The organism is Leptothrix discophora (assembly GCF_030705305.1).
Lineage (GTDB): Bacteria > Pseudomonadota > Gammaproteobacteria > Burkholderiales > Burkholderiaceae_C > Sphaerotilus > Sphaerotilus discophorus.
Genome location: NZ_JAUZEE010000008.1, coordinates 56,310 through 79,119, shown reverse-complemented (window position 1 = coordinate 79,119; position 22,810 = coordinate 56,310). Strand labels below are relative to the sequence as shown.

18 protein-coding genes are annotated in these 22,810 nt (G+C 69.0%); 3 read left to right on the top strand and 15 right to left on the bottom strand.

Annotation, left to right across the window (positions count from 1 at the left end; genetic code table 11):
• Positions 1 to 22 precede the first annotated feature (22 nt).
• Positions 23 to 1,663, bottom strand: coding sequence for a glucose-6-phosphate isomerase (pgi, locus tag Q8X39_RS15030; RefSeq protein WP_305750493.1), 1,641 nt, complete (start codon positions 1,661 to 1,663; stop codon positions 23 to 25).
• Positions 1,664 to 1,689: 26 nt separating this feature from the next.
• Positions 1,690 to 2,637 (bottom strand): transaldolase, encoded by a 948-nt coding sequence (tal, locus tag Q8X39_RS15025; RefSeq protein ID WP_305750492.1) that lies wholly within the window; start codon positions 2,635 to 2,637, stop codon positions 1,690 to 1,692.
• Positions 2,638 to 3,023: 386 nt separating this feature from the next.
• On the opposite strand from tal, the gene zwf reads away from it, so the two are divergent.
• Together zwf and Q8X39_RS15015 are read left to right on the top strand one after the other, a co-directional pair.
• Entirely contained in the window at positions 3,024 to 4,481 is a 1,458-nt protein-coding gene (zwf, locus tag Q8X39_RS15020; RefSeq protein WP_305750491.1) for a glucose-6-phosphate dehydrogenase, read from the top strand.
• Between the two features lie 146 nt (positions 4,482 to 4,627).
• A complete protein-coding gene (locus Q8X39_RS15015; protein WP_305750490.1) occupies positions 4,628 to 5,482 on the top strand; it encodes a MurR/RpiR family transcriptional regulator in 855 nt (284 codons plus the stop codon).
• An 88-nt stretch (positions 5,483 to 5,570) separates the two neighbouring features.
• Here the strand turns inward: Q8X39_RS15015 and Q8X39_RS15010 are convergent, their stop codons facing one another.
• From Q8X39_RS15010 to Q8X39_RS14970, 9 genes are all read right to left on the bottom strand, one after another.
• Positions 5,571 to 5,834 (bottom strand): STAS domain-containing protein, encoded by a 264-nt coding sequence (locus Q8X39_RS15010; RefSeq protein ID WP_305750489.1) that lies wholly within the window; start codon positions 5,832 to 5,834, stop codon positions 5,571 to 5,573.
• An 85-nt stretch (positions 5,835 to 5,919) separates the two neighbouring features.
• Entirely contained in the window at positions 5,920 to 6,534 is a 615-nt protein-coding gene (locus Q8X39_RS15005; protein ID WP_305750488.1) for an MlaC/ttg2D family ABC transporter substrate-binding protein, read from the bottom strand.
• An 83-nt stretch (positions 6,535 to 6,617) separates the two neighbouring features.
• Positions 6,618 to 7,439: an MlaA family lipoprotein gene (locus Q8X39_RS15000; protein WP_305750487.1), complete on the bottom strand. Its 822-nt coding sequence runs from the start codon at positions 7,437 to 7,439 to the stop codon at positions 6,618 to 6,620.
• On the bottom strand, positions 7,436 to 7,915 hold the full coding sequence (gene mlaD, locus Q8X39_RS14995) for an outer membrane lipid asymmetry maintenance protein MlaD (protein ID WP_305750486.1): 480 nt from the start codon (positions 7,913 to 7,915) through the stop codon (positions 7,436 to 7,438). Before mlaD ends, Q8X39_RS15000 begins: the two co-directional genes overlap by 4 nt.
• 13 nt (positions 7,916 to 7,928) lie before the next feature.
• Entirely contained in the window at positions 7,929 to 8,708 is a 780-nt protein-coding gene (gene mlaE / locus Q8X39_RS14990; protein WP_305750485.1) for a lipid asymmetry maintenance ABC transporter permease subunit MlaE, read from the bottom strand.
• Positions 8,705 to 9,538 (bottom strand): ABC transporter ATP-binding protein, encoded by an 834-nt coding sequence (locus tag Q8X39_RS14985; RefSeq protein WP_305750484.1) that lies wholly within the window; start codon positions 9,536 to 9,538, stop codon positions 8,705 to 8,707. The genes mlaE and Q8X39_RS14985 overlap by 4 nt, the downstream gene beginning before the upstream one ends.
• Positions 9,539 to 9,773: 235 nt before the next feature.
• Complete coding sequence (locus Q8X39_RS14980; protein WP_305750483.1) at positions 9,774 to 11,240, bottom strand: glutamate synthase subunit beta; 1,467 nt, start codon at positions 11,238 to 11,240, stop codon at positions 9,774 to 9,776.
• Between the two features lie 53 nt (positions 11,241 to 11,293).
• On the bottom strand, positions 11,294 to 16,084 hold the full coding sequence (locus Q8X39_RS14975; protein WP_305750482.1) for a glutamate synthase-related protein: 4,791 nt from the start codon (positions 16,082 to 16,084) through the stop codon (positions 11,294 to 11,296).
• Positions 16,085 to 16,244: 160 nt separating this feature from the next.
• Positions 16,245 to 16,958 (bottom strand): transposase, encoded by a 714-nt coding sequence (locus tag Q8X39_RS14970; RefSeq protein ID WP_305750481.1) that lies wholly within the window; start codon positions 16,956 to 16,958, stop codon positions 16,245 to 16,247.
• 162 nt (positions 16,959 to 17,120) lie between these two features.
• Here Q8X39_RS14970 and cysK point away from each other — a divergent pair, with 162 nt between their 5' ends.
• The gene (cysK, locus tag Q8X39_RS14965) at positions 17,121 to 18,044 is read left to right on the top strand and encodes a cysteine synthase A (protein ID WP_305750480.1); all 924 of its coding nucleotides are present in this window, start codon (positions 17,121 to 17,123) and stop codon (positions 18,042 to 18,044) included.
• Between the two features lie 30 nt (positions 18,045 to 18,074).
• Here cysK and Q8X39_RS14960 read toward each other — a convergent pair whose 3' ends face one another.
• The 4 genes from Q8X39_RS14960 to Q8X39_RS14945 all read right to left on the bottom strand — a co-directional run bounded on the left by Q8X39_RS14960 (position 18,075) and on the right by Q8X39_RS14945 (position 22,802).
• Positions 18,075 to 19,274 carry a deoxyguanosinetriphosphate triphosphohydrolase gene (locus Q8X39_RS14960; protein WP_407068016.1) on the bottom strand — a complete coding sequence of 400 codons (1,200 nt, stop codon included), beginning with the start codon at positions 19,272 to 19,274 and terminating at the stop codon, positions 18,075 to 18,077.
• Complete coding sequence (gene aroB / locus Q8X39_RS14955) at positions 19,267 to 20,379, bottom strand: 3-dehydroquinate synthase (protein ID WP_305750479.1); 1,113 nt, start codon at positions 20,377 to 20,379, stop codon at positions 19,267 to 19,269. The genes Q8X39_RS14960 and aroB overlap by 8 nt, the downstream gene beginning before the upstream one ends.
• A complete protein-coding gene (locus Q8X39_RS14950) occupies positions 20,376 to 20,918 on the bottom strand; it encodes a shikimate kinase (protein WP_305750478.1) in 543 nt (180 codons plus the stop codon). The genes aroB and Q8X39_RS14950 overlap by 4 nt, the downstream gene beginning before the upstream one ends.
• Before the next feature lie 174 nt (positions 20,919 to 21,092).
• Positions 21,093 to 22,802 (bottom strand): hypothetical protein, encoded by a 1,710-nt coding sequence (locus Q8X39_RS14945; protein ID WP_305750477.1) that lies wholly within the window; start codon positions 22,800 to 22,802, stop codon positions 21,093 to 21,095.
• Between the last annotated feature and the right edge of the window lie 8 nt (positions 22,803 to 22,810).

Sequence of the window (22,810 nt, the reverse complement as noted above, 5' to 3'; positions counted from 1 at the left end):
GTTGATCGCCCGCCAGGCGGCATCAGCGGCCCAGCAGGCGGCTCAGCAGCGCGGCGGTCGAGCCGTCCAGCCCGGCGGTGTCGCCGGTGGCGAAGCGCGGCAGCAGCTGGTTGCACAGCGCCTTGCCCAGCTCCACGCCCCACTGGTCGAAGCTGTTGATGCCCCACAGCGCGCCGCTGGTCCAGACGCGGTGCTCGTACAGCGCGATCAGCGCGCCCAAGGAAGCGGGGGTCAACGCCTCCAGCACGAAGGTCGAACTCGGCCGGTTGCCGGGGAAGGTGCGGTGCTGCGCGACGGTCTGCGCGCCCAGCGACGCGCTGGCCGTCGGCGCCTTCTCGGTCAGCGCTTCGGCGGTGGTCTTGCCCAGCATCAGCGCCTGGCTCTGCGCCAGGCAGTTGGCCAGCAGCTTGACGTGCTGATCGGCCAGGCCGGCCTGGAGCACCTCGGGCACGTCGGGGCCGTGGTTCGGCGTCTTGACCGCGATGAACTCGACCGGGATCACGTCGGTGCCCTGGTGCAGCATCTGGAAGTAGGCATGCTGGCCGTTGGTGCCGGCCTCGCCCCAGACCACCGGGCAGGTCGCGTAGGGCAGCGGCGCGCCGTCAAGGTCGACGCACTTGCCGTTGCTCTCCATCTCCAGCTGCTGCAGGTAGGCCGGCAGGCGGCGCAGGCCCTGGTGGTAGGGCGCGATGCTGCGGCTCGTGTAGCCCAGGAAGTTGCGGTACCAGACGTCCAGCAGGCCGAGCTGGATCGGCAGGTTGGACGCCAGCGCAGCGGTCGCGAAGTGGCGGTCCATCGCGTGCGCGCCGGCCAGCAGGTCGCGGAAGTTCGCCGCGCCGATGGCCAGCGCGATCGGCAGGCCGATGGCGCTCCACAGCGAGTAGCGCCCGCCCACCCAGTCCCAGAAGCCGAAGGTGGTGGTGATGCCGAACCGGGCGGCCGCCTCGACGTTGGTCGTCGTGGCCGCGAAGTGGCGGGCGATGGCCGCCTCGCCGCCGTCGCCGTAGCCGGCCAGGAACCAGGCCCGCGCCACCTGCGCGTTGGCCATGGTTTCCTGCGTGGTGAAGGTCTTGGAGGCGACGATCACCAGCGTCTCGCGCGGGTCCAGCCGGCGCAGCACCGGCGCGATGTCGTGGCCGTCAACGTTGGAGACGAAGTGCAGCGTCAGCGAGCGGCTGGCGTAGGCGTCCAGCGCCGGCACCACCATCTGCGGGCCCAGGTCCGAGCCGCCGATGCCGATGTTGACGACGTGGCGGATGCCGCTGCGCGCCGTGTCGCGGACCTGCTCGACCCAGTCGAGCATGCGGTCGAGCACGCCGTGCACGTCGTCCGAGAACGGCGCGGCACCGCGCGGCGCCCGCAGCGCCGTGTGGAGCACCGCGCGGCCTTCGGTGTGGTTGATCGGCTCGCCGGCCAGCATGGCGTCGCGGCGCGATTCCAGCTGGCATTCGCGCGCCAGCTGGCCGAGCAGGCCCCGCACCGTCGCGTCCCAGTGGTTCTTCGACAGGTCGGCATGGATCTCCGGCGCATCCAGGCCGAAGGCGCCGACCCGCCCGGCATCGGCCGCGAAGGCGGTGCGCAGGTCGAAGGTGCGGCCCGGGCCGGCATGGTGGGCCTGCAGCGCGGCCCAGGCGGGCGTCTGGTCGCAACGGATCACGGACATCGGGGCTCTCCTCGGAAGGGGGTGGTTCAGATCGCCTGGATCATCTGGTCGAGCTTGCCGGCATCGACCGCGAAGGCGCGGATGCCTTCGGCGAGCTTCTCGGTGGCCATCGCATCGGCGTTGAGCGCGTAGCGGAAGGCGGCCTCGTCGAGCGTGACGCGCTCGATCACGGCATCGCGGGCGGCGGCCGCGTCGAGCGCGCGCTCGATCGGGGCCTCGCTGGCCTGCAGCTGGGCGAGCAGGTCGGGGCTGATGGTCAGCAGGTCGCAGCCAGCCAGCGCGGTGATCTGGCCGACGTTGCGGAAGCTCGCGCCCATCACCTCGGTGGCGATGCCGAACTTCTTGTAGTAGCTGTAGATCTGGCTGACCGAACGCACACCGGGGTCGTTGGCGCCGGCCATGGCGGCCTCGTCCCAGGCTGCGCCAGCCGACTTCTTGTACCAGTCGTAGATGCGGCCGACGAAGGGCGAGATCAGCTGCACGCCGGCATCGCCGCAGGCCACCGCCTGGCAGAAGGCGAACAGCAGCGTCAGGTTGCAGTGGATGCCCTCGCGCTCCAGTTCGGCGGCGGCCTGGATGCCTTCCCAGGTCGAGGCGATCTTGATCAGCACGCGCTCGCGGCCGATGCCGGCGGCCTCGTACAGGCCGATCAGGCGGTGCGCGCGGGCGACGGTCGCGGCGCGGTCGAAGCTCAGGCGGGCATCGACCTCGGTCGAGACACGGCCCGGCACGACCTGCAGGATCTCCAGCCCGAAGCGCACCAGCACCCGGTCGACGACCTGGTCCAGCGGCAGGCCGCGGTGCGCCTTGACCGTGTCGGCCAGCAGCGGCGCGTACTCGACCTGCTGCACCGCCTTCAGGATCAGCGACGGGTTGGTCGTCGCGTCGCGCGGCGTGAACTGGGCGAGCTGCAGGAAGTTGCCGGTGTCGGCGACGACGGTGGTGTGGCGCTTGAGCTGATCGAGCTGGTTCATGGCGTGGGACTGCTGGGAAGAAGGCCGCCGGGACGGCCAGGGCGCGTCGCGGCGCGCGGCGCGGAGGAATCGGGGACGGGTCCATCAGGGTGAGCGCCAAGTCGCGCCACGGACCCGAAGCCCAGAATTAGACCGCATGCAGCGGGCGCTTGAGTTCAAGCGAGTTACGTCCGGAACAGGCCGCCGCCAGAACCGTCGAACGATCGTTCGCCCCAGGAGAAACGGGCTCTCCGAGGGCCTCGGAGGGGCTGCGGATTGACCTCGAAAAGAAACTCATGCATCATCGTTTCTGAAACAAAGTTACACCGCCCTTCCGACTTCGGCGGATCGTCCGACCGACACGGTGTGACTCGGCAACCGACTTCATTCTTCGAAAAGGTCACCTCATGTCCTTCGACCTCGTCCTCTTCGGCGGCACCGGCGATCTCACCTGGCGCAAGCTCATGCCGGCGCTGTTCCAGGCCTTCCGCCACGGCAAGCTGCCGGCCGGCGGACGCATCCTGGCGGTGGCCCGCGACGAGCGCAGCGATGCGGACTACCGGAAGTTCATCAAGGACCGCTTCGTCGAGGTCGAAAGCTCCAAGCGCCCGAACGAGGACGAGTTCGCCCGCTTCGCCGAGCTGCTGCACTACCGCCGCATGGACCTGTCGCAGCCGGCCGACTACGCCGGCCTGAAGCAGTGGCTCGACGAGCGCGGCGCCGACACCGTCGTGCTCTACCTGGCCACCAGCCCGCACCTGTTCACCGCCATCACCGAGCAGCTCGGCGCGGCCGGCCTGAACGCACCGCACATCCGCGTCGTGCTGGAGAAGCCGCTCGGCCATGACCTGAGCAGCGCGCAGGAGATCAACACCGTCGTGCGCTCGGTCTTCACCGAGAAGCAGGCCTTCCGCATCGACCACTACCTGGGCAAGCCGTCGGTCCAGAACCTGATGGCGCTGCGCTTCGGCAACGCGCTGTTCGAGCCGCTGTGGCGCCGCGAGAGCATCGCCAACATCCAGATCACGCTGGCCGAATCGCTCGGCGTGGGCACGCGCGGCGACTTCTACGACCGCACCGGCGCGCTGCGCGACATGATCCAGAACCATGCCCTGCAGCTGCTCACGATGATCGCGATGGAGCCGCCGTCGACCAGCGACGCCGACGCGATCCGAGACGAGAAGCTCAAGGTGCTGAAGTCGCTCAAGCCCTTCACCGCCGAGAGCGTCAGCCGCGACGTCGTGCGGGGCCAGTACCGCGCCGGCAACGTCGACGGCAAGAAGGTCCCCGGCTACCTCGACGAGATCAAGGTGCCGACCGGCAGCCACTGCGAGACCTTCGTGGCGATCCGCACCGAGGTGCAGAACTGGCGCTGGGCCGGCGTGCCCTTCTACCTGCGCACCGGCAAGCGCCTGGCCGCGCGAGACGCCCAGATCGTCGTCAACTTCCGCCCGGTGCCGCACCCGATCTTTGCCGGCGCCCACCGCGCCAACAAGCTGGTGATCAAGCTGCAGCCGGAGGACGGCCTGGAGCTGCACCTGCTGGCCGCCAAGGGCACGGGCGTGGGCGACATGCTCGCGCCGGTCTCGCTGGACCTGGACTTCGACAAGGCCTTCCAGAGCGACCGCGTCGGCGCCTACGAGCGCCTGCTGCTGGATGCCATCGCCGGGCGCCTGAACCTGTTCGTGCGCAGCGACGAGCAGGAAGAGGCCTGGCGCTGGGTCGAGCCGGTGCTTGACACCTGGGCGCGCGAGCACAGCGGCGGTGGCGAAGGCCCGCGCGGCTATGCCGCCGGCAGCTGGGGCCCGGCGGCCGCCAGCGCGCTGGTCGCCCGCGACGGCAACGCGTGGAGCGAAGAACAGTGATCTGGCCGCTGCCGCCCTTCTCGGCGTCCCCCTCGTCGGCGCTGCCTGGCGGCAGCGCCGGGACGGGTTCTTCCACCGGCTCTTCGGGCGCGACGTCCTTGACGGACGACGGTCGAACGGCGAACGTCTCCCGATCGGCCCCCACCATGCTCGACCGCATCCGCGCCTCCCTGCCCGCCCTGTCACCTGCCGAACAGCGGGTCGGCAAGCTGGTGCTGGCCGATCCGCGCAGCTTCTCCAGCCTGCCGGTGGCCGAACTGGCGGACCGATCGCACGTCAGCAAGCCCACGGTGGTGCGCTTCTGCCGCAGCGTGGGCTATGACGGCCTGGCCGACTTCAAGCTCAAGCTCGCCGGCACGGTCAACGAGGGCGTGCCCTTCGTGCACCGCGCGGTCGACGAGGACGACAAGCCCAACGACCTGATCGTCAAGGTCATCGACAACGCCGTCAGCGCGCTGCTGAAGTACCGCGGCGACGTGGCCGCGCACGCGATGGAGAAGGCGATCGAGGCGCTGACCGCATCGGCACGCGACGGCCGGCGGATCCAGTTCTACGGGGTCGGCAACTCGGGCATCGTGGCGCAGGACGCGCAGCACAAGTTCTTCCGCCTCGGCGTGCACGCGGTCGCCTTCAGCGACGGGCACGTCCAGGTGATGGCCGCAACGATGCTGCAGCCGGGGGATTGCGCGGTGATGATCTCGAACTCGGGCCGCACCCGCGACCTGCTCGACGCCGCCGAGATCGCCCGCCGCAAGGGCGCGCAGACCATCGTGATCAGCTGCAGCGGCTCGCCGCTGGCCCATCAGGCGCAGATCCTGCTGGCGGTCGATCACCCCGAGGACTACGACCGCTACAGCCCGATGGTCAGCCGCCTGCTGCACCTGACGGTGATCGACATCCTGACCACCGCCGTGGCCCTGCGCCTCGGTCCGGACCTGCGGCCGATGCTGCAGGAGATCAAGCGCAACCTGCGCGCGAAACGCTACGCATCGCCTGAATGACGCTGGTCCCTGGGCCGGCGAGTCCGCCAGCCGGCCGAGGGGACGCCGGTCATGCGCCGCGGCGCCGGGGTGGCCTTCGGTCAGCCGTTCAGAGGCAGTTCGCGAGGCCGTAGAGGCCAGCCAGGCGGACCAGCCGCGCGGGCAGGGCCTGGGTGGTGAACGTGCGGCCCTGGGCCAGGGCGTGGCGCTTGCAGGACAGCAGGACGCCCAGCGCGCTGGAGTCGAAGCGGTTGAGCTGCTGGCCGTCGATCACGACCGGCGTACCCGAGGGCAGCGCATCCATCTGCGCGTGCAGGTGCTTGAGCGCCGGGGGCGTCTCGACGTGGGTCAGTCGTTCAGGCAGGTTCAGCATGGGACGGTCGGTCGGCTCGCGTTGGACTCGTGTGTCAGGTGCCGGCCGCCGCCCGTCGTGGGGCGTCCCGGCCGGCAGGCCGGGTTCACTTCGCGGCGGAGGGCTTGTTGCGCTCGGCCAGCTTCGTGATCAAGCCATCGATTCCTGACGCGGAGATTTCCTGGTTGAAGCTCGAGCGGTAGGTTTCCACCAACCACACGCCGAGCACGTTGACGTCGTAGATCTTCCAGCTGTCGCCGGCCTTCTCGAGGCGGTAGTCGAGCTGGATCGGTTCACCCTTGCCCTTGATCTCCGTGCGCACCAGCACCTCGGTGTCCTCGGGCCTGGCGCGCAAGGGCTTGACGACCACGGACTGGTCCTTCACCTGGGTCAGCGCGCCCGCATAGGTGCGCACCAGCAGGGTCTTGAACTCGGCCTGCAACCGCGTCTGCTGCTCGGGCGTCGCGGTGCGCCAGTGACGGCCCATCGCCAGCGAGGTCATGCGCTGGAAGTTCACCTGCGGCAGCACCTTGGTATCGACCAGGGCCATGATCTTCTTGAGATCGCCGGCCTGGATGTCCTTGTCCGACTTCACGGTCTCGATCACCTCGGTCGACACCTGCTTGACCAGCACGTCGGGCGCGACGGTCTCGGCCCGGACGGACGATGCGCCCAGCAGGGCGGCGGTGACGAACAGGGTGGACCACAGACGCTTGAACATCGATTTCCTTTCAGTGGCAGCCGGATCGCTGCCTGCATGCAACGGCTGCGCCGATGCGATGGTGCACAGGAGCCTCGTCCCGATCAGGGCCGGCTGGCGGCAGGCACCGGCGGCCGAGCCGACGACGCGGGTGGGACAGACGGCGCCGGCGCACCCGCGGCCTCGTCCATCTCGTCGAGGTAGGGATTGGCGCCGTTGTCGGACGACGCGTCATCGCCCGCCTCTTCCGGCGGACTGCCGTTGTAGACGAGGCTGCGTCGGCGCTGCAGGTACGCATCGCGCGTGAACGAGTACTTGTCCAGCGCGATGGTGTCGAGCAGGTTGGTCGCCTGGAGCAGCTCGGCCCGCAGGTTGAAGAAACGTGCCGAGGTCACGCCCAGCGAGGCCGAGGTCGGCGTCACCAGGCTGGCCGGGCTGAAGGCCATCGAGCCGGGGATGTCGAAGCTGTCGCGCAGCGTCGACGGCCCGAGCAGCGGCCAGACGACGTAGGCGCCCTGCGGCACGCCCCAGACGCCCAGGGTCTGGCCGAAGTCCTCGCCATGCTTCTCCAGGCCCAGCTCGCTGGCGACGTCGAAGAAGCCCAGCACGCCGAAGACCGTGTTGGTGCCGAAGCGGCCGAGGTCCGACAGGCTCTCGCCGAAGCGGCCCTGCAGCGCCAGGTTGGTGGCCGACCACAGGTCGCCGAAGTTGCCGAAGAAGTTGCTGACGCCGTGCCGCAGGGGCTGCGGCAGCACGTCACGCCAGACCGTCGCCACCGGCTTGATCACCGCCACGTCGACGGCGTCGTTGAACGCGTAGACACCGCGGTTCCAGGGCTCGAGCGGGTCCGGACGCTGCGCCGTCGCGCACGCCGTCAACAGGGCGCAGAGCCCCGTCGCGGCCAGCACGGCGATTCTTCGGGTCATTTCTTGTCGCCCCCGCTGCTGGCATCGGCGGCCTTGTTGTAGAGGAACTGGCTGATCAGCGTCTCCAGCACCACGGCCGACTGGGTCTGGGTGATCTGGCTGCCAGCGGCAAGGTTCTGGGTGTCGCCACCGGGTTCGAGACCGATGTACTGCTCACCCAGCAGGCCCGCCGTCAGGATCTTGGCCGAGCTGTCCTTGGGGAAGACGAAGCGCTGCTCCAGCTCCAGCACGACGCTGGCCTGGTAGGACTTGTCGTCGAAGCCGATGCTGGAGACCCGGCCCACCACCACGCCGGCGCTCTTGACCGCCGCGCGCGGCTTGAGTCCGCCGATGTTGTCGAAGCGGGCGACGACCGTGTAGGTCGGCTCGAACGAGATCGCCAGCAGGTTGCCGGCCTTCAGGGCCAGGAACAGCAAGGCAGCGGCACCGATCGAGACGAACAGGCCGACCCACAGGTCGTGACGGGATTTCTGCATGGATTCAGTCCGATCAGATCGAGAACATCAGCGCGGTCAGCACGAAGTCGAGCGCCAGCACGGCCAGCGACGACACCACCACGGTGCGGGTCGTCGCGCGGGCCACGCCTTCTGGCGTGGGCTGGCATTCGTAGCCCTGCAGCAGCGCGACAAAGGTGACGGTCAGCGCGAAGACCACGCTCTTGATGACGCCGTTGCCGACGTCCTTGAACACGTCCACGCCGGCCTGCATCTGCGACCAGAAGGAGCCGGCGTCGACACCGATCAGCACCACGCCGACCAGCCAGCCACCGATGATGCCGACCGCGCTGAAGACCGCCGCGAGCAGTGGCATCGCGATCAGGCCGCCCAGGAAACGCGGCGCCAGCACGCGCTGGATCGGGTCGACGGCCATCATCTCCATCGCGGCAAGCTGCTCGCCGGACTTCATCAGGCCGATCTCGGCGGTCAGCGAGGTGCCGGCCCGGCCCGCGAACAGCAGCGCGGTCACCACCGGCCCCAGCTCGCGCACCAGCGACAGCGCCACCAGCAGGCCCAGCGCCTCGGCCGAGCCGTAGCGCTGCAGCGTGTAGTAGCCCTGCAGGCCCAGCACGAAACCGACGAACAGGCCGGACACGCCGATGATGACCAGCGAGTGGTTGCCCAGGAAATGGACCTGGTCGACGACCAGGCGGAAACGCCGCAGCGCCGCGGGCACCAGCACCAGCAGGCGGGCCAGCATCCGCGCGGCCAGGCCGATGTCGGCCAGGGTCTGGCGCGTGCCGGCGCCGAGGGCGATCAGGGCGCGCTTCATCGCGTGGCCTCCAGGCCGTAGTCCTGTGCGGCCGTGGCGGCGGGATAGTGAAAGCGCACCGGGCCGTCCGGCGCGGCATCGACGAACTGGCGCACCAGCGGATCGTCGGAGGCGCGCATCTGCTCGGGCGTGCCCTGGGCCGCGATGCCGCCGTTGGCGATGAAGACCACGTGGTCGGCGATCAGGAAGGTCTCCTCGACGTCGTGCGAGACGACGATGCTGGTCACGCCCAGCGCATCGTTGAGGGCCCGGATCAGCCGCGCGGCCACGCCCATCGAGATCGGGTCAAGGCCAGCGAAGGGCTCGTCGTAGAGGATCAGGTCGGGGTCCAGCGCGATCGCCCGGGCCAGCGCCACGCGCCGGGCCATGCCACCGGAGACCTGGCTGGGCATCAGGTCACGCGCGCCGCGCAGGCCGACCGCATCGAGCTTCATCAGCACCAGGTCGCGGATCAGCTCCTCGCCGAGCGTCGTGTGCTCGCGCAGCGGGAAGGCGACGTTGTCGAAGACCGACAGGTCGGTGAACAGCGCGCCGAACTGGAACAGCATGCCCATGCGCCGACGCGCCTCGTGCAGGCCACGGCGGTCCAGCGTCGCGAGGTCCTGCCCGTCGAACATCACCTGGCCCGACAGCGGCGTCAGCTGGCGGCCGATCAACCGCAGCACGGTGGTCTTGCCGCCGCCGGAGGTCCCCATCAGCGCGACCACCGCCCCGCGTGGCACCGTCAGGTTGACGTCGCGCAGGATGACGCGGTCACCGTAGCCGCAGGTCACCGAACGCAGTTCGACCAGCGGGGACAGCAGGGTGGAATCGGACAGGGCGGCAGTCAACGGGTGTTGGATTCCGGTCGGTGCGAGACGGCAGGCGCCCCGCGTGGAAGAAGGCAATAGCAGGAAATGATAGGGGAAAGCCCCAGTTCATGTCCCGGAACGCCGGATCCTGCCCGAAAAGCAGCAAGCCGCAACGCGCCGTCGGCAACGGCGTGATGCGGCTTGATGCGGCTTGATGAGGATCGTGCGGCAGGCCGTCCGCCCTCAACGGGGACGGATCGCCCCGGCCGACCGCTCAGCGCGGCAGCGTGGTCGATCCCATCAGGAACTCGTCGACGGCGCGAGCGGCCTGGCGGCCTTCGCGGATCGCCCACACCACCAGCGACTGGCCGCGACGCATGTCACCGGCGGCAAACACCTTGGCGACGTTGGTCTTGTAGCCCGCGTCGATGTCGACGCCAGCCTTGGCATTGCCACGCGGATCCTTCTCGACGCCAAAGGCTTCCAGCACCGTGTTGACCGGGTTGACGAAGCCCATGGCCAGCAGCACCAGGTCGGCCTTGTAGGTCTTCTCGGTGCCGGCGACCTCCACCAGCTTGCCGTCCTTGAACTCGACGTTCACGGTCTGCAGCGCGGTGACCTTGCCCTTCTCGCCCAGGATGGCCTTGGTCGAGATGGCGAACTCGCGCACGCAGCCTTCCTCATGGCTGGAGGAGGTGCGCAGCTTGAGCGGCCAGTACGGCCAGACCAGCGGCTTGTTCTCCTGCTCGGGCGGCTGCGGCATGACCTCGAACTGCGTCACGCTGGCCGCACCGTGGCGGTTGCTGGTGCCCACGCAGTCGCTGCCGGTGTCGCCGCCACCGATGACGATGACGTGCTTGCCTTCGGCGCGCAGCTGGTTCTTCAGCTTGTCGCCGGCGTTGACCTTGTTCTGCTGCGGCAGGAACTCCATCGCGAAGTGCACGCCTTCGAGCTCGCGGCCCGGCACCGGCAGGTCACGGCTCTGCTCGGAGCCGCCACACAGCACGACCGCGTCGAAGTCGGCCTTGAGCTGTTCGGCCGAGATGACTTCCTTGGCGTCGTTGGTGACCTTGCTGCCCTCGGGCATCGCACCGATCAGCACGCCGGTGCGGAAAGTCACGCCCTCGGCCTGCATCTGCGCGACGCGGCGGTCGATGTGCGTCTTCTCCATCTTGAAGTCGGGGATGCCGTAGCGCAGCAGGCCGCCGATGCGGCTGTTCTTCTCGAACACCGTGACGTCGTGACCGGCGCGCGCGAGCTGCTGGGCCGCCGCCAGGCCGGACGGGCCCGAACCGACCACCGCGACCTTCTTGCCGGTCTTGACGGCCGGCACCTGCGGCACGACCCAGCCCTCTTGCCAGGCCTTGTCGATGATCGCGTGCTCGATCGACTTGATGCCCACCGGGTCGTTGTTCACGTTGAGCGTGCAGGCGGCCTCGCAGGGCGCGGGGCAGATGCGGCCGGTGAACTCCGGGAAGTTGTTGGTGCTGTGCAGGACCGTGATGGCGTTGCGCCAGTCCTGCCGGTACACCAGGTCGTTGAAGTCCGGGATGATGTTGTTGACCGGACAGCCGTTGTTGCAGAACGGCGTGCCGCAGTCCATGCAGCGCGCGCCCTGTACCTTCGCCTCGTCGGACTTCAGGCCGATGACGAATTCCTTGTAGTTCTTCAGTCGCTTCTCGACCGGTTCGTAACCCTCTTCGAGGCGTTCGAATTCGAGAAAGCCGGTGACCTTGCCCATGATGTGCCTTCAGTGTTCTGTGCTGTGGGGTGCCTTGGCGTCGGACGGTCCGCTCACTTGGCGGGGACCGTCTTGCTGCCCTTCTTGTCGCCCTTGTCGCTGCCCTTGGCCTTGGCGATGGTGGCGTCGGTGGCCTGCTGCGCACCCATCTCGCCCAGGGCGCGGCGGTACTCGTGCGGGAACACCTTGACGAAGCGACCGCGGGCCTCGCTCCAGTTGTCGAGGATGTCGCGGGCCCGCAGCGAACCGGTCCAGCGGTGGTGGTCCTCGACCAGCTTCTTGAGCAGCGACTCGTCGGTCTGGCCCTTGTGCCAGATCGCCAGCTCGATGGACTGTTCCTGCTCGGTGGCGCTCAGCACCTTCTCCAGGGCGACCTGGGCGGTGTTGCAGCGGCCGGCGAAGCTGCCGTCCTCGTCGTAGACGTAGGCGATGCCGCCGGACATGCCGGCCGCGAAGTTGCGGCCGGTCCTGCCCAGCACGACCACCGTGCCGCCGGTCATGTACTCGCAGCCGTGGTCGCCGGTGCCCTCGACGACCGCCGTCGCGCCCGACAGGCGGACCGCGAAGCGCTCGCCGGCAACGCCACGGAAGAAGGCCTCGCCGCTGGTCGCGCCGTACAGCACCGTGTTGCCCACGATGATGTTCTTGGTCGCGTCACCGCGGAACTCGATCGACGGACGCACCACCACGCGGCCGCCGGACAGGCCCTTGCCGGTGTAGTCGTTGGCCTCGCCGATCATGTAGAGCGTGATGCCCTGGGCCAGGAAGGCCGCGAAGCTCTGGCCGCCGGTGCCTTCCATCTGGATGAAGATGGTCTGGTCGGGCAGGCCTTCCGGACGGTGCTTGATCAGCTCGCCCGACAGCATCGCGCCGACCGAGCGGTTGACGTTGCGCGCGTCCTCCATGAACTGCACCTTCTCGCCACGTTCGATGGCGGGACGGCACTTCTCGATCAGCTTGACGTCCAGGGCCTTGGCCAGGCCGTGGTCCTGCTCCTCGACATGGCGACGCGACACCGAGGCCGGCACCGCCGGCTGGTGGAAGACGCGGCCGAAGTCCAGGCCCTTGGCCTTCCAGTGGCTGATGGCCTTCTTCGTGTCGAGCAGGTCGGCGCGGCCGATCAGCTCGTCGAAGGTGCGGATGCCCAGCTGCGCCATGATCTGGCGCGCTTCCTCGGCAACGAAGAAGAAGTAGTTGACGACATGCTCGGGCTTGCCCGTGAACTTCGCGCGCAGCACCGGGTCCTGCGTGGCCACGCCCACCGGGCAGGTGTTCAGGTGGCACTTGCGCATCATGATGCAGCCCTCGACGACCAGCGGCGCGGTCGCGAAGCCGAACTCGTCGGCGCCCAGCAGCGCGCCGATCACGACGTCCCGGCCGGTCTTCATCTGGCCGTCGGCCTGCACGCGGATGCGGCTGCGCAGGCGGTTGAGCACCAGCGTCTGCTGGGTCTCGGCCAGGCCGAGTTCCCACGGCGTGCCGGCATGCTTGATCGACGACCACGGCGACGCGCCGGTGCCGCCGTCATGGCCGGCGATCACGACGTGATCGGCCTTGCACTTGGCGACGCCCGCGGCGATGGTGCCCACGCCCACTTCCGACACCAGCTTGACGCTCACCGAGGCGCGCGGGTTGGCGTTCTTCAGGTCGTGGATCAGCTGCGCCAGGTCCTCGATCGAGTAGATGTCGTGGTGCGGCGGCGGGCTGATGAGGCCCACGCCCGGCACCGAGTAGCGCAGCATGCCGATGTACTCGGACACCTTACCGCCCGGCAGCTGGCCACCCTCGCCGGGCTTGGCGCCCTGGGCCATCTTGATCTGGATCTGGTCGGCCGAGACGAGGTACTCGGTCGTGACGCCGAAGCGGCCCGAGGCGACCTGCTTGATCTTCGAGCGCAGGCTGTCGCCGTCCTTCATCTCGTAGTCGGCGGCGATGACCTTGCTGCCGATGACGTCCGAGACCTTGGTGCCGGCGGTGATCTTGATGCCCTTGAGCTCGTTGCGGTAGCGCGCCGGGTCCTCGCCGCCCTCGCCGGTGTTGCTCTTGCCGCCGATGCGGTTCATGGCCAGTGCCAGCGTCGAGTGGGCCTCGGTGCTGATCGAACCCAGCGACATCGCGCCGGTGGCAAAGCGCTTGACGATCTCGGCGGCCGGCTCGACCTCCTCGACCGGGATCGCCTTGCTCGGATCATTCTTGAACTCGAACAGGCCGCGCAGCGTCAGGTGACGGCGGTTCTGGTCGTTGATGATCTGGGCGTATTCCTTGTACGTGTCGAACTTGCCCGAGCGCGTGCTGTGCTGCAGCTTGGCGATCGCGTCCGGCGTCCACATGTGCTCCTCGCCGCGGGCGCGCCAGGCGTACTCGCCGCCGGCGTCCAGCATGGTGGCCAGCACCGGGTCGTCACCGAAGGCGGCGCGGTGGTTGCGGATCGCTTCCTCGGCCACCTCGAACACGCCGATGCCCTCGACCTGCGTCGGGGTGCCGCGGAAGTACTTCTCGACCACGTCGCGGTTCAGGCCGATGGCCTCGAAGATCTGGGCGCCGCAGTACGACATGTACGTGCTGATGCCCATCTTCGACATGATCTTCGAGAGACCCTTGCCGATCGCCTTGACGTAGTTGTAGATCGCCTTCTCGGCCGACAGCGCGCCGCCCAGGTCCTGGTGCATCGACGCGATCGTCTCCATCGCCAGGTAGGGATGCACGGCCTCGGCGCCGTAGCCGGCCAGCACGGCGAAGTGGTGCACCTCGCGGGCGGACGCGGTCTCGACCACCAGGCCGGCGGTCGTGCGCAGGCCCTCGCGGACCAGGTGATGGTGGATCGCCGAGAGCGCCAGCAGGGCCGGGATCGCCACCTGGTCGCGGTTCATCGCGCGGTCCGTGATGATCAGGATGTTGTGGCCGCTCTTGATCGCGTCCACCGCCTCGGCGCACAGCGACGCGAGCTTGGCCTCGACGCCCTCGTGGCCCCAGGCCAGCGGGTAGACGATGTTCAGTTCGCAGGTCTTGAACTTGCCACCGGTGTGCGCGGCGATGCCGCGCAGGCGCGCCATGTCGTCGGCATCGAGGATGGGCTGGGCCACCTCGAGGCGCATCGGCGGGTTGACCGCGTTGATGTCCAGCAGGTTCGGCTTCGGGCCGATGAAGCTGTTCAGCGACATCACGATGGCCTCGCGGATCGGGTCGATCGGCGGGTTCGTGACCTGGGCGAACAGCTGCTTGAAGTAGCTGTACAGCGGCTTGTTCTTGTCGGACAGGACCGCCAGCGGCGAGTCGTTGCCCATCGAGCCGATGCCTTCCTCGCCGTTCGCGGCCATCGGCGCGAGCAGGAACTTCAGGTCTTCCTGCGTGTAGCCGAAGGCCTGCTGGCGGTCGAGCAGCGACTCGGTCGCGGCCGGCGCGGCGGGCGCGCCTTCGGCAGGGATCGCGTCGAGCTTGATGCGGACGTTCTCGATCCACTGGCGATAGGGCTTGGCCGAGGCGAACTGGTTCTTCAGTTCCTCGTCGTCGATGATGCGGCCCTGCTCGAAGTCGATCAGGAACATCTTGCCCGGCTGCAGGCGCCACTTCTTGACGATCTTGTTCTCGGGAATCGGCAGCGTGCCGGCTTCCGAGGCCATCACGACCAGGTCATCGTCGGTGACGATGTAGCGGGCCGGGCGCAGGCCGTTGCGGTCCAGCGTGGCGCCGATCTGCTTGCCGTCGGTGAAGACCATCGAGGCGGGGCCGTCCCACGGCTCGATCATCGCGGCGTGGTACTCGTAGAAGGCGCGACGGCGCTCGTCCATCAGCGTGTGCTGTTCCCAGGCCTCCGGGATCATCATCATCGCGGCGTGCGCGAGCGGGTAGCCGCTCATCGTCAGCAGTTCGAGCGCGTTGTCGAAGGTGGCCGTGTCGGACTGGCCCTCGAAGCTGATCGGGTAGAGCTTCGTCAGGTCCTCGCCCAGCACCGGCGACTTCATGACGCCCTCGCGGGCACGCATCCAGTTGAAGTTGCCCTTGACGGTGTTGATCTCGCCGTTGTGCGCCACCATCCGGTAGGGGTGGGCCAGCGGCCACTCGGGGAAGGTGTTGGTCGAGAAGCGCTGGTGCACCAGCGCCAGCGCCGAGGTGCAGGCCGGGTTCTGCAGGTCGAGGTAGTACTTGCCGACCTGGTCGGCCAGCAGCAGGCCCTTGTAGATGATCGTGCGGCAGCTCATGCTGGGCACGTAGTACTCGCGGCTGTGGGTCAGCTTGAGCTTCTGGATCGCCGCCGAGGCGGTCTTGCGGATCACGTAAAGCTTGCGCTCCAGCGCGTCCGGCACGATGACGTCGTCACCCCGGCCGATGAAGATCTGGCGGATCACCGGCTCGGTGGTGCGCACGGTCGGCGACATCGGCATGTCGGCATCGACCGGCACGTCGCGCCAGCCCAGCAGCACCTGGCCCTCGGCCCGGACGGCGCGCTCGAGTTCCTGCTCGCAGGCCAGACGCGAGGCGTGTTCCTTGGGCAGGAAGATCATGCCCACGCCGTACTCGCCCAGCGGCGGCAGCGTGACGCCCTGCCGGCTCATCTCGGCGCGGAAGAACTCGTCGGGGATCTGGATCAGGATGCCGGCACCGTCGCCCATCAGCGCATCGGCGCCGACCGCGCCGCGGTGGTCCAGGTTCTCGAGGATCTTCAGACCCTGCTCGACGATGGCGTGCGCCTTCTGTCCCTTGATGTGGGCGACGAAGCCGACGCCGCAGGCGTCGTGTTCGTTCGCGGGGTCGTACAGACCACCCTGGGCGAGGGCCTGGATGTCGGACAGCGTTGCGGTCTGGGTCTCGTTCGTGGACGAGGTACCCGCGGCGGCCTGGTTCATGGCGCACTCCTGCGATGAGAGAAAAACCGCCGCAATTTACTGCACTGCAGCGTGAGCCTCAACACCAAATAAATGGGGTCAGACTCATTAAAGAAAGGGGTCAATTCCCTGCTGGCATAAATGGGGACAGATCAACGCCGGTGGCACGCACCGGCGCCGGTCAGCCGCGCGGCCCGGCGCCCTGTCCTGGTGCGCGAGGCGGGCGACCACGGGGCCTGGGCACCAGCGGCCGGTCGGTCGAGCCGCCGAGATGGGCAAGAAACGCGCCCGATCCGAGCGGCCAGCCCTTGAGCATGGCCGCCTCGATCTGTTGCTGCTGCACCACCGGCAGCGGCTCGTCGAGCAGGCGCTGCCAGGCCAGCTCGCGCTCGAAGGGCGTGTTGCCCAGCCCCCAGAACAGCGGGTGGGCGCTCACCACCGTGTCACGCAGCCGGCCGAGGTGATGCGCGGCGCTGGACCAGGGCCAGTCCGACGCCTGCACGACCAGCCCGGCCCGCAGCGGCGATTGCTCGATGTGACGCGCCGCGAGCAGCAGCCAGGGCTCGGCCTCGATCACGGTGGCGCGGAAGCGGCCGTCCCAGAGCGTGCCGGCACGGCCGTGACGACGGTTGTGGGCGCTCACGTAGCGGCGGCCGACGGCCTGCATCAGCTTGCTCAGCGCCTGCGCGTCTGGCGGCGTCAGCAGCAGGCGGACCTGGTCGTCCAGCAGCGCATAGGCGTGCACGACGATCTTGAGGTTGGCCGCCGCCTCGTGCAGGGCGGCCAGGTAGGCGCGCCGGTCCTCGGCATCGGCGAAGACCGGCGGGTGCGCCAGTCCGCGCTGCAGCACGAGGTGGGGCAGTCCGGCGAGCGCCAGTCGGGGCAGTCGGGCCATGGTGGCAAGGGGGCGGGAGCAAGGGCGAGGGCCAGCACGCCGGCTGAAGCCGGCCAAGTGCACATTGTCCGGTCGCTGCCGGCTTGATCATCGGGATCGCTGCGACAGAATCGGAGCGGGTCATGCATCGTGCCTGACACCCGACCACGGAGAGTTCCACCCATGCGCGCAGACAACGTCCTGGCCACCATCGGCCGCACCCCGCACATCCGCATCAACCGCCTGTTCGGCAGCGGTGCCCAGGTCTGGATCAAGTCCGAGCGCAGCAACCCCGGCGGCTCGATCAAGGACCGCATCGCGCTGTCCATGGTCGAGGACGCCGAGGCCAGCGGCGCGCTCCGGCCCGGCGGCACCATCGTCGAGCCGACCTCGGGCAACACCGGCATCGGCCTGGCCATGGTCGCGGCCGTCAAGGGCTACACGCTGGTGCTGGTGATGCCCGACAGCATGAGCATCGAACGTCGCCGGCTGATGCTGGCCTACGGCGCGCAGTTCGTGCTCACGCCGCGCGAGAAGGGCATGAAGGGTGCGATCGAGAAGGCCCACGAGATCGCGGCCGCGACGCCGGGCGCCTGGATCCCGCAGCAGTTCGAGAACCCCGCCAACATCGCGGTTCACGTGCGCACGACCGCGCAGGAGATCCTGGCCGACTTTCCCGAGGGCCTGGACGCGCTGATCACCGGCGTGGGCACCGGTGGCCACCTGAGCGGCTGCGCGCAGGTGCTCAAGGCGGCCTGGCCGTCGCTGAAGGTCTACGCGGTCGAGCCGGCCGCCTCGCCGGTCATCAGCGGCGGCAAGCCGTCGCCGCACCCGATCCAGGGCATCGGCGCAGGCTTCATCCCGCGCAACCTGCAGACCGAGCTGCTCGACGGCGTCATCACGGTCGAGGCCGACGCCGCCAAGGACTACGCCCGCCGCAGCGCGCGCGAGGAAGGCCTGCTGGTGGGCATCTCCAGCGGCGCGACGCTGGCGGCGATCGCCAGGAAGCTGCCCGAGCTGGCGTCCGGCGCGCGTGTGCTGGGCTTCAACTACGACACCGGCGAGCGCTACCTGTCGACCGCCGACTTCCTGCCGGTCGAGGCCTGAGCCGCAGGACCGCGAGCCCGCGCGTGCGCGTCAACCGGGCGCGCGGAACAGCCGCTGGCCGGTCAGCCGTTCGTGCTCGCGGATCGCGAACCGGTCGGTCATGCCGGCGATGTAGTCGGCCACCGCGCGCTCGCGCAGGGGCGAGCCGGCAAAGTCGGCCGGCATCTCCTGCGGCCGGTCGACGTAGACCTCGAACAGCTCGGCGACGATGCGCTGCGCGGTCTGCGTCGTCTCCATCACCGCCGGGTGGCGGTAGAGCGCCTTGAACAGCAGCCGCTTCAGCTCGGTGCTGGCCGCGCGCATGGCAGGGCTGAAGCGCACCAGCGGCGCCATGGCCCGGGCCGCATCGGCATCGGCCGGACGCTGTTCGGCCAGCGCGGCGCGGGTCGCGTCGATGACGTCGTAGACCTGGGCCGACAGCATGCGCCGCAGGATCTCGAACAACAGCCGGCGCGGCCGGGCCTGCCGCAGCGACGGGTGCTCGCGCAAGGCCGCCTCGCGGTGCTCGCCCAGCAGCGGCAGCGCGCAGACCTGGTCGAGCGTGATCAGGCCGGAGCGCACGCCGTCATCGACGTCGTGCGCGTTGTAGGCGATCTCGTCGGCGAGGTTGGCCAGCTGCGCTTCCAGGCCGGGCTGGCTGCGCTCGATGAAGCGCCGGCCGATGCCGCCGGGTTCGTGGCGCTCGATCCAGCGCGCGACACGCAAGGGGCAGTGCTTGAGGATGCCTTCGCGGGTCTCGAAGCTGAGGTTCAGGCCGTTGAAGTCGGGGTAGCGCTGCTCGAGCACGTCGACCACGCGCAGGCTCTGCAGGTTGTGCTCGAAGCCGCCGTGCGGACCCATGCAGGCATGCAGCGCGTCCTGGCCGGCATGGCCGAAGGGCGTGTGGCCGAGGTCATGCGCCAGCGCGACGGCCTCGACCAGGTCCTCGTGCAGGCCCAGCGAACGGGCGATCGAGCGGCCCAGCTGAGCCACCTCCAGCGTGTGCGTCAGCCGGGTCCGGAACAGGTCGCCCTCGTGGTTCAGGAAGACCTGGGTCTTGTAGACCAGGCGCCGGAACGCGGTGCTGTGGACGATGCGGTCGCGGTCGCGCTGGAAGGCGTTGCGGGTCGGCGCAGGTGGCTCGGCATGGCGTCGGCCGCGGCTGTGGCGCGGGTCGCTGGCCCACGGCGACAGGCGCCGGCCGGGGCCGGTCGAACCCGTCCGGTCGGACCGGCGCGGCGACTCAGGCACAGGCCGCCGCGAGGACCTCGCGCACCATCGGCTCGGGCGCGCCCTGCATGCGCGCGTGGCCCATGCGGTCGATGACGACGAAGCGGATCTCGCCGGCCTCGGCCTTCTTGTCGATCTGCATCAGCGCCAGGTAGCGCTCGGCGCCCAGGTCGGGCGCGCGCACCGGCAGGCCGGCCCGTTCGCAGATGCGGCGCATGCGCACGACGAAGTCCGCCGGCATCAGGCCCAGCCGGACCGACAGGTCGGCGGCCATGACCATGCCGCAGCCGACCGCCTCGCCGTGCAGCCACGCGCCGTAGCCCATGCCGGCCTCGATCGCGTGACCGAAGGTGTGGCCGAAGTTGAGGATGGCGCGGTTGCCGCTTTCGCGCTCGTCGCCGCCGACCACCTCGGCCTTGATCTCGCAGGAACGCGCCACGGCGCGGGCCAGCGCGGCCTTGTCGCGCGCCATCAGCGCGGGCAGCTCGGCCTCGATCCAGTCGAGGAAGGCGGCGTCGGCGATCGGGCCGTACTTGATGACCTCGGCCAGGCCGGCCGACAGCTCGCGCGGCGGCAGCGTGTCCAGCGTGTCGAGGTCGCAGACCACCCGCACCGGCTGGTAGAACGCGCCGATCATGTTCTTGCCCAGCGGGTGGTTGACGGCGGTCTTGCCACCGACCGATGAATCGACCTGCGCCAGCAGCGTCGTCGGCACCTGCACGAAGGGCACGCCGCGCATGTAGCAGGCCGCCGCGAAGCCGGTCATGTCGCCGACCACGCCGCCGCCGAGCGCGACCAGCACGGTCTTGCGGTCGCACGGAGCGCCGAGCAGCGCGTCGAAGATCAGGTTGAGCGTCTGCCAGTCCTTGTGCGCCTCGCCGTCCGGCAGCTCGACCGTCAGCACGCGCCGGTAGTGGGCCGACAGGCCGCGCCGGACCGTTTCCGCGTACAGCGGCGCGACGGTGGTGTTGGTGACGATGACCGCGGTGCTGGCCGCCGGCAGGCCCTGCCAGGTGGCCGGCGCGCCGAGCAGGCCGGCGCCGATCAGGATGTCATAGCTGCGCTCGTCGAGCGCGACGCGCACGGTGGCGACGGGGATGGCAACAGGTGTGGAGGCGGACGTCATGTTCGGGGAGCTCGGGGCAGGACGCTGGACGGCACGCGCTGCGGATCGACCAGTCCGGCCAGCTCCAGCTGCATCAGCACCATGTTGATCAGCGTGGCGACCGACGGGCGGCCGGTCTCGATGATGAAGTGCGCCGTCTCGCGGTAGAGCGGATCGCGATCCCGGAACAGCTCGCGCAGCTTGCGCAGCGGATCGGCCACCTGCAGGAGCGGCCGCTGGGTGTCGTGGCGCAGCCGGCGGAACAGTTCCTCGGGCGAGGCCCGCAGGTAGACCACGGTGCTGCCTTCGCGCAGCGACTGGCGGTTGGCCTCCCGCAGCACCGCCCCGCCGCCGGTGGCGATGACCTGCGGCGGCTGCGCGACGATGTCGGCAATGACCTGCTGCTCGATGTCCCGGAACGCGGCCTCGCCCTCGCGCTCGAAGAACGAACGGATCGAGCAGCCCAGCCGCTGCTCGATCACATGATCGGCATCGACGAAGGCCACCCCCAGCGCATGCGCCAGATGCCGACCAGCCGTCGACTTGCCGGCACCGGGCATGGCGACGAGGCTGAGGGAGCGCTGGAGAGCCGCTGGTTCACCCGTCGCAGCGGTATCTGACGTGAGTGGAGTCAATCTGCTTCTTGCCGTTTGGTGATCCCGGCGATTGTCGCCTGACGTTCACCAAGCCCGGCAATGGACCGCATCCACCACCGTCCGTCCGTCACCCGTCACTCAGTCGGGGAACGTGCACTCCGTCGCTCCGATCCGGCTCGGGTCACCGACGCCGTAAGGGCTGACCGCGAACGACGGAGACGTCGCGTTGTCGAACTCGGATGCCGCCGCACCCAGCGTGTCGACCCACTCTGCCCGTCCTTCGGTGCCGGCAATGCCTGCGGCCGACACGAGGATGCGGTAGTTGACCCAGGTCGCGACGTTCTTCGGGTACTGGATCTGCAGCGTCGCCACGCCGCTGGCGTCGGTTTCGCCGGTGCCGATCATGCTGATCGCGACATCGGACTTGCGCGGGTCCAGCTGGCCGTTGCCGTTGATGTCCTCGCCGGTCTCGAGCACCGAGTTCCGGTTGCCGTCCTCGTTGATGCAGTTCGCCGACCGATAGCCCCCCGAGGCCTGGTCGGTCGTCCACTTGGTCCCTCGACCGTAGATGCCCTTCACGTAGGACAGCAGATCCACGGACGGCGTGATGCGCACGTTGGCCTTGGCCTGGCCTGCCGAGTCGACCACCAGCACGACGAAACGCTTCACGAAGGTCAGGCCACCCGCGCCTTCCGAGATCGTGTTGTCGGTGCCGATCGACACGGAGAGCGGCTCGGAGATCACCGTCAGCGTCGTCAGGGCCGACTTCAGACAAGCACCCGCAGTCGCATCGGCGTCCGTCTCGTAGTAGCAAGCACGCACGGTCACGCCGTTGGTCGGGCTGCTCACGGGACCCGGGATGTAGGCCGTCGAAGCGACGCCATTGGCATCCGAATAGACGACGTTGTTGCCGGTCGACAAGGTGCCACCGATCGAATTGGGATCATTGTTGAGGTCGAAGCGAACGCGAACGTTGGGAATGCGGGAGTTTGCCGAGCCGAGGAACAAGGCACGCACCTCGGACCGATTGTTCGACGTGCTGCTGTTCACTGACACGACGCTCGGATTGGACGTGACCGTCGCCGACGCGATGGTCGCCGTGACCGCGGGAATGCTTCCGCTGCCCGCCTGGACGATGACCGTGTCGGTCCGCGACACCCCACCGGCGACGGCTGAGATGTTCAGCGTGGAGGCGGTCGAAGGAGCCGTGAAGCGGTAGGTGTAGACGCCATTGCTGTCGGTGACGCCCGAGCCGGTCGCCAAGCCTGCGGCAGACACGGAAATCGGCAGGCCGACCATCGCGTTGCTGTTCACATCCAGCAACCGGTAGTCGATCTGACCCGCACCGCTCGGCGCCAGCACGGCCTGGAGGACGGTGGCATTGAGCTGGGCGCCCACCACGTTGAACGAGGCGGAACGGCTGACGCCGCCGCTGATGGCCGTGACCGTCACGATGCGATTGGACCGATCGGTTCCGATTCCCACCGTACCCGTCAGCGTGCCGTTGGACGCGGTCGCCGTTCCCGACAGGGCGATCACCGCGTTGTTGTCGACACGGACGGTGATCGGCACGTTGGCCAGCGCGACACGGTTGGCATTGACGGCGGTGACCGTGACGCCGACGGTTGATGCGCCCGAGTTGCTCAGGCTGGTCGAACTGAGCGTGACGAGCAAGTCAGACGCCGTGAGCGGTGCGACCGTGCCGCCGGTCGTGTCGCCGGCAACGGGTGTCGTGTTGCCTCCGAACGGCGACGTACCGGCATCACTGCCACCACCGCCGCCGCAGGATGAAAGGACGGTGGCGAGCAAGCAGACTGCCATCGTCCGGACCAGCTTCATCGAACGCATTGAATTGA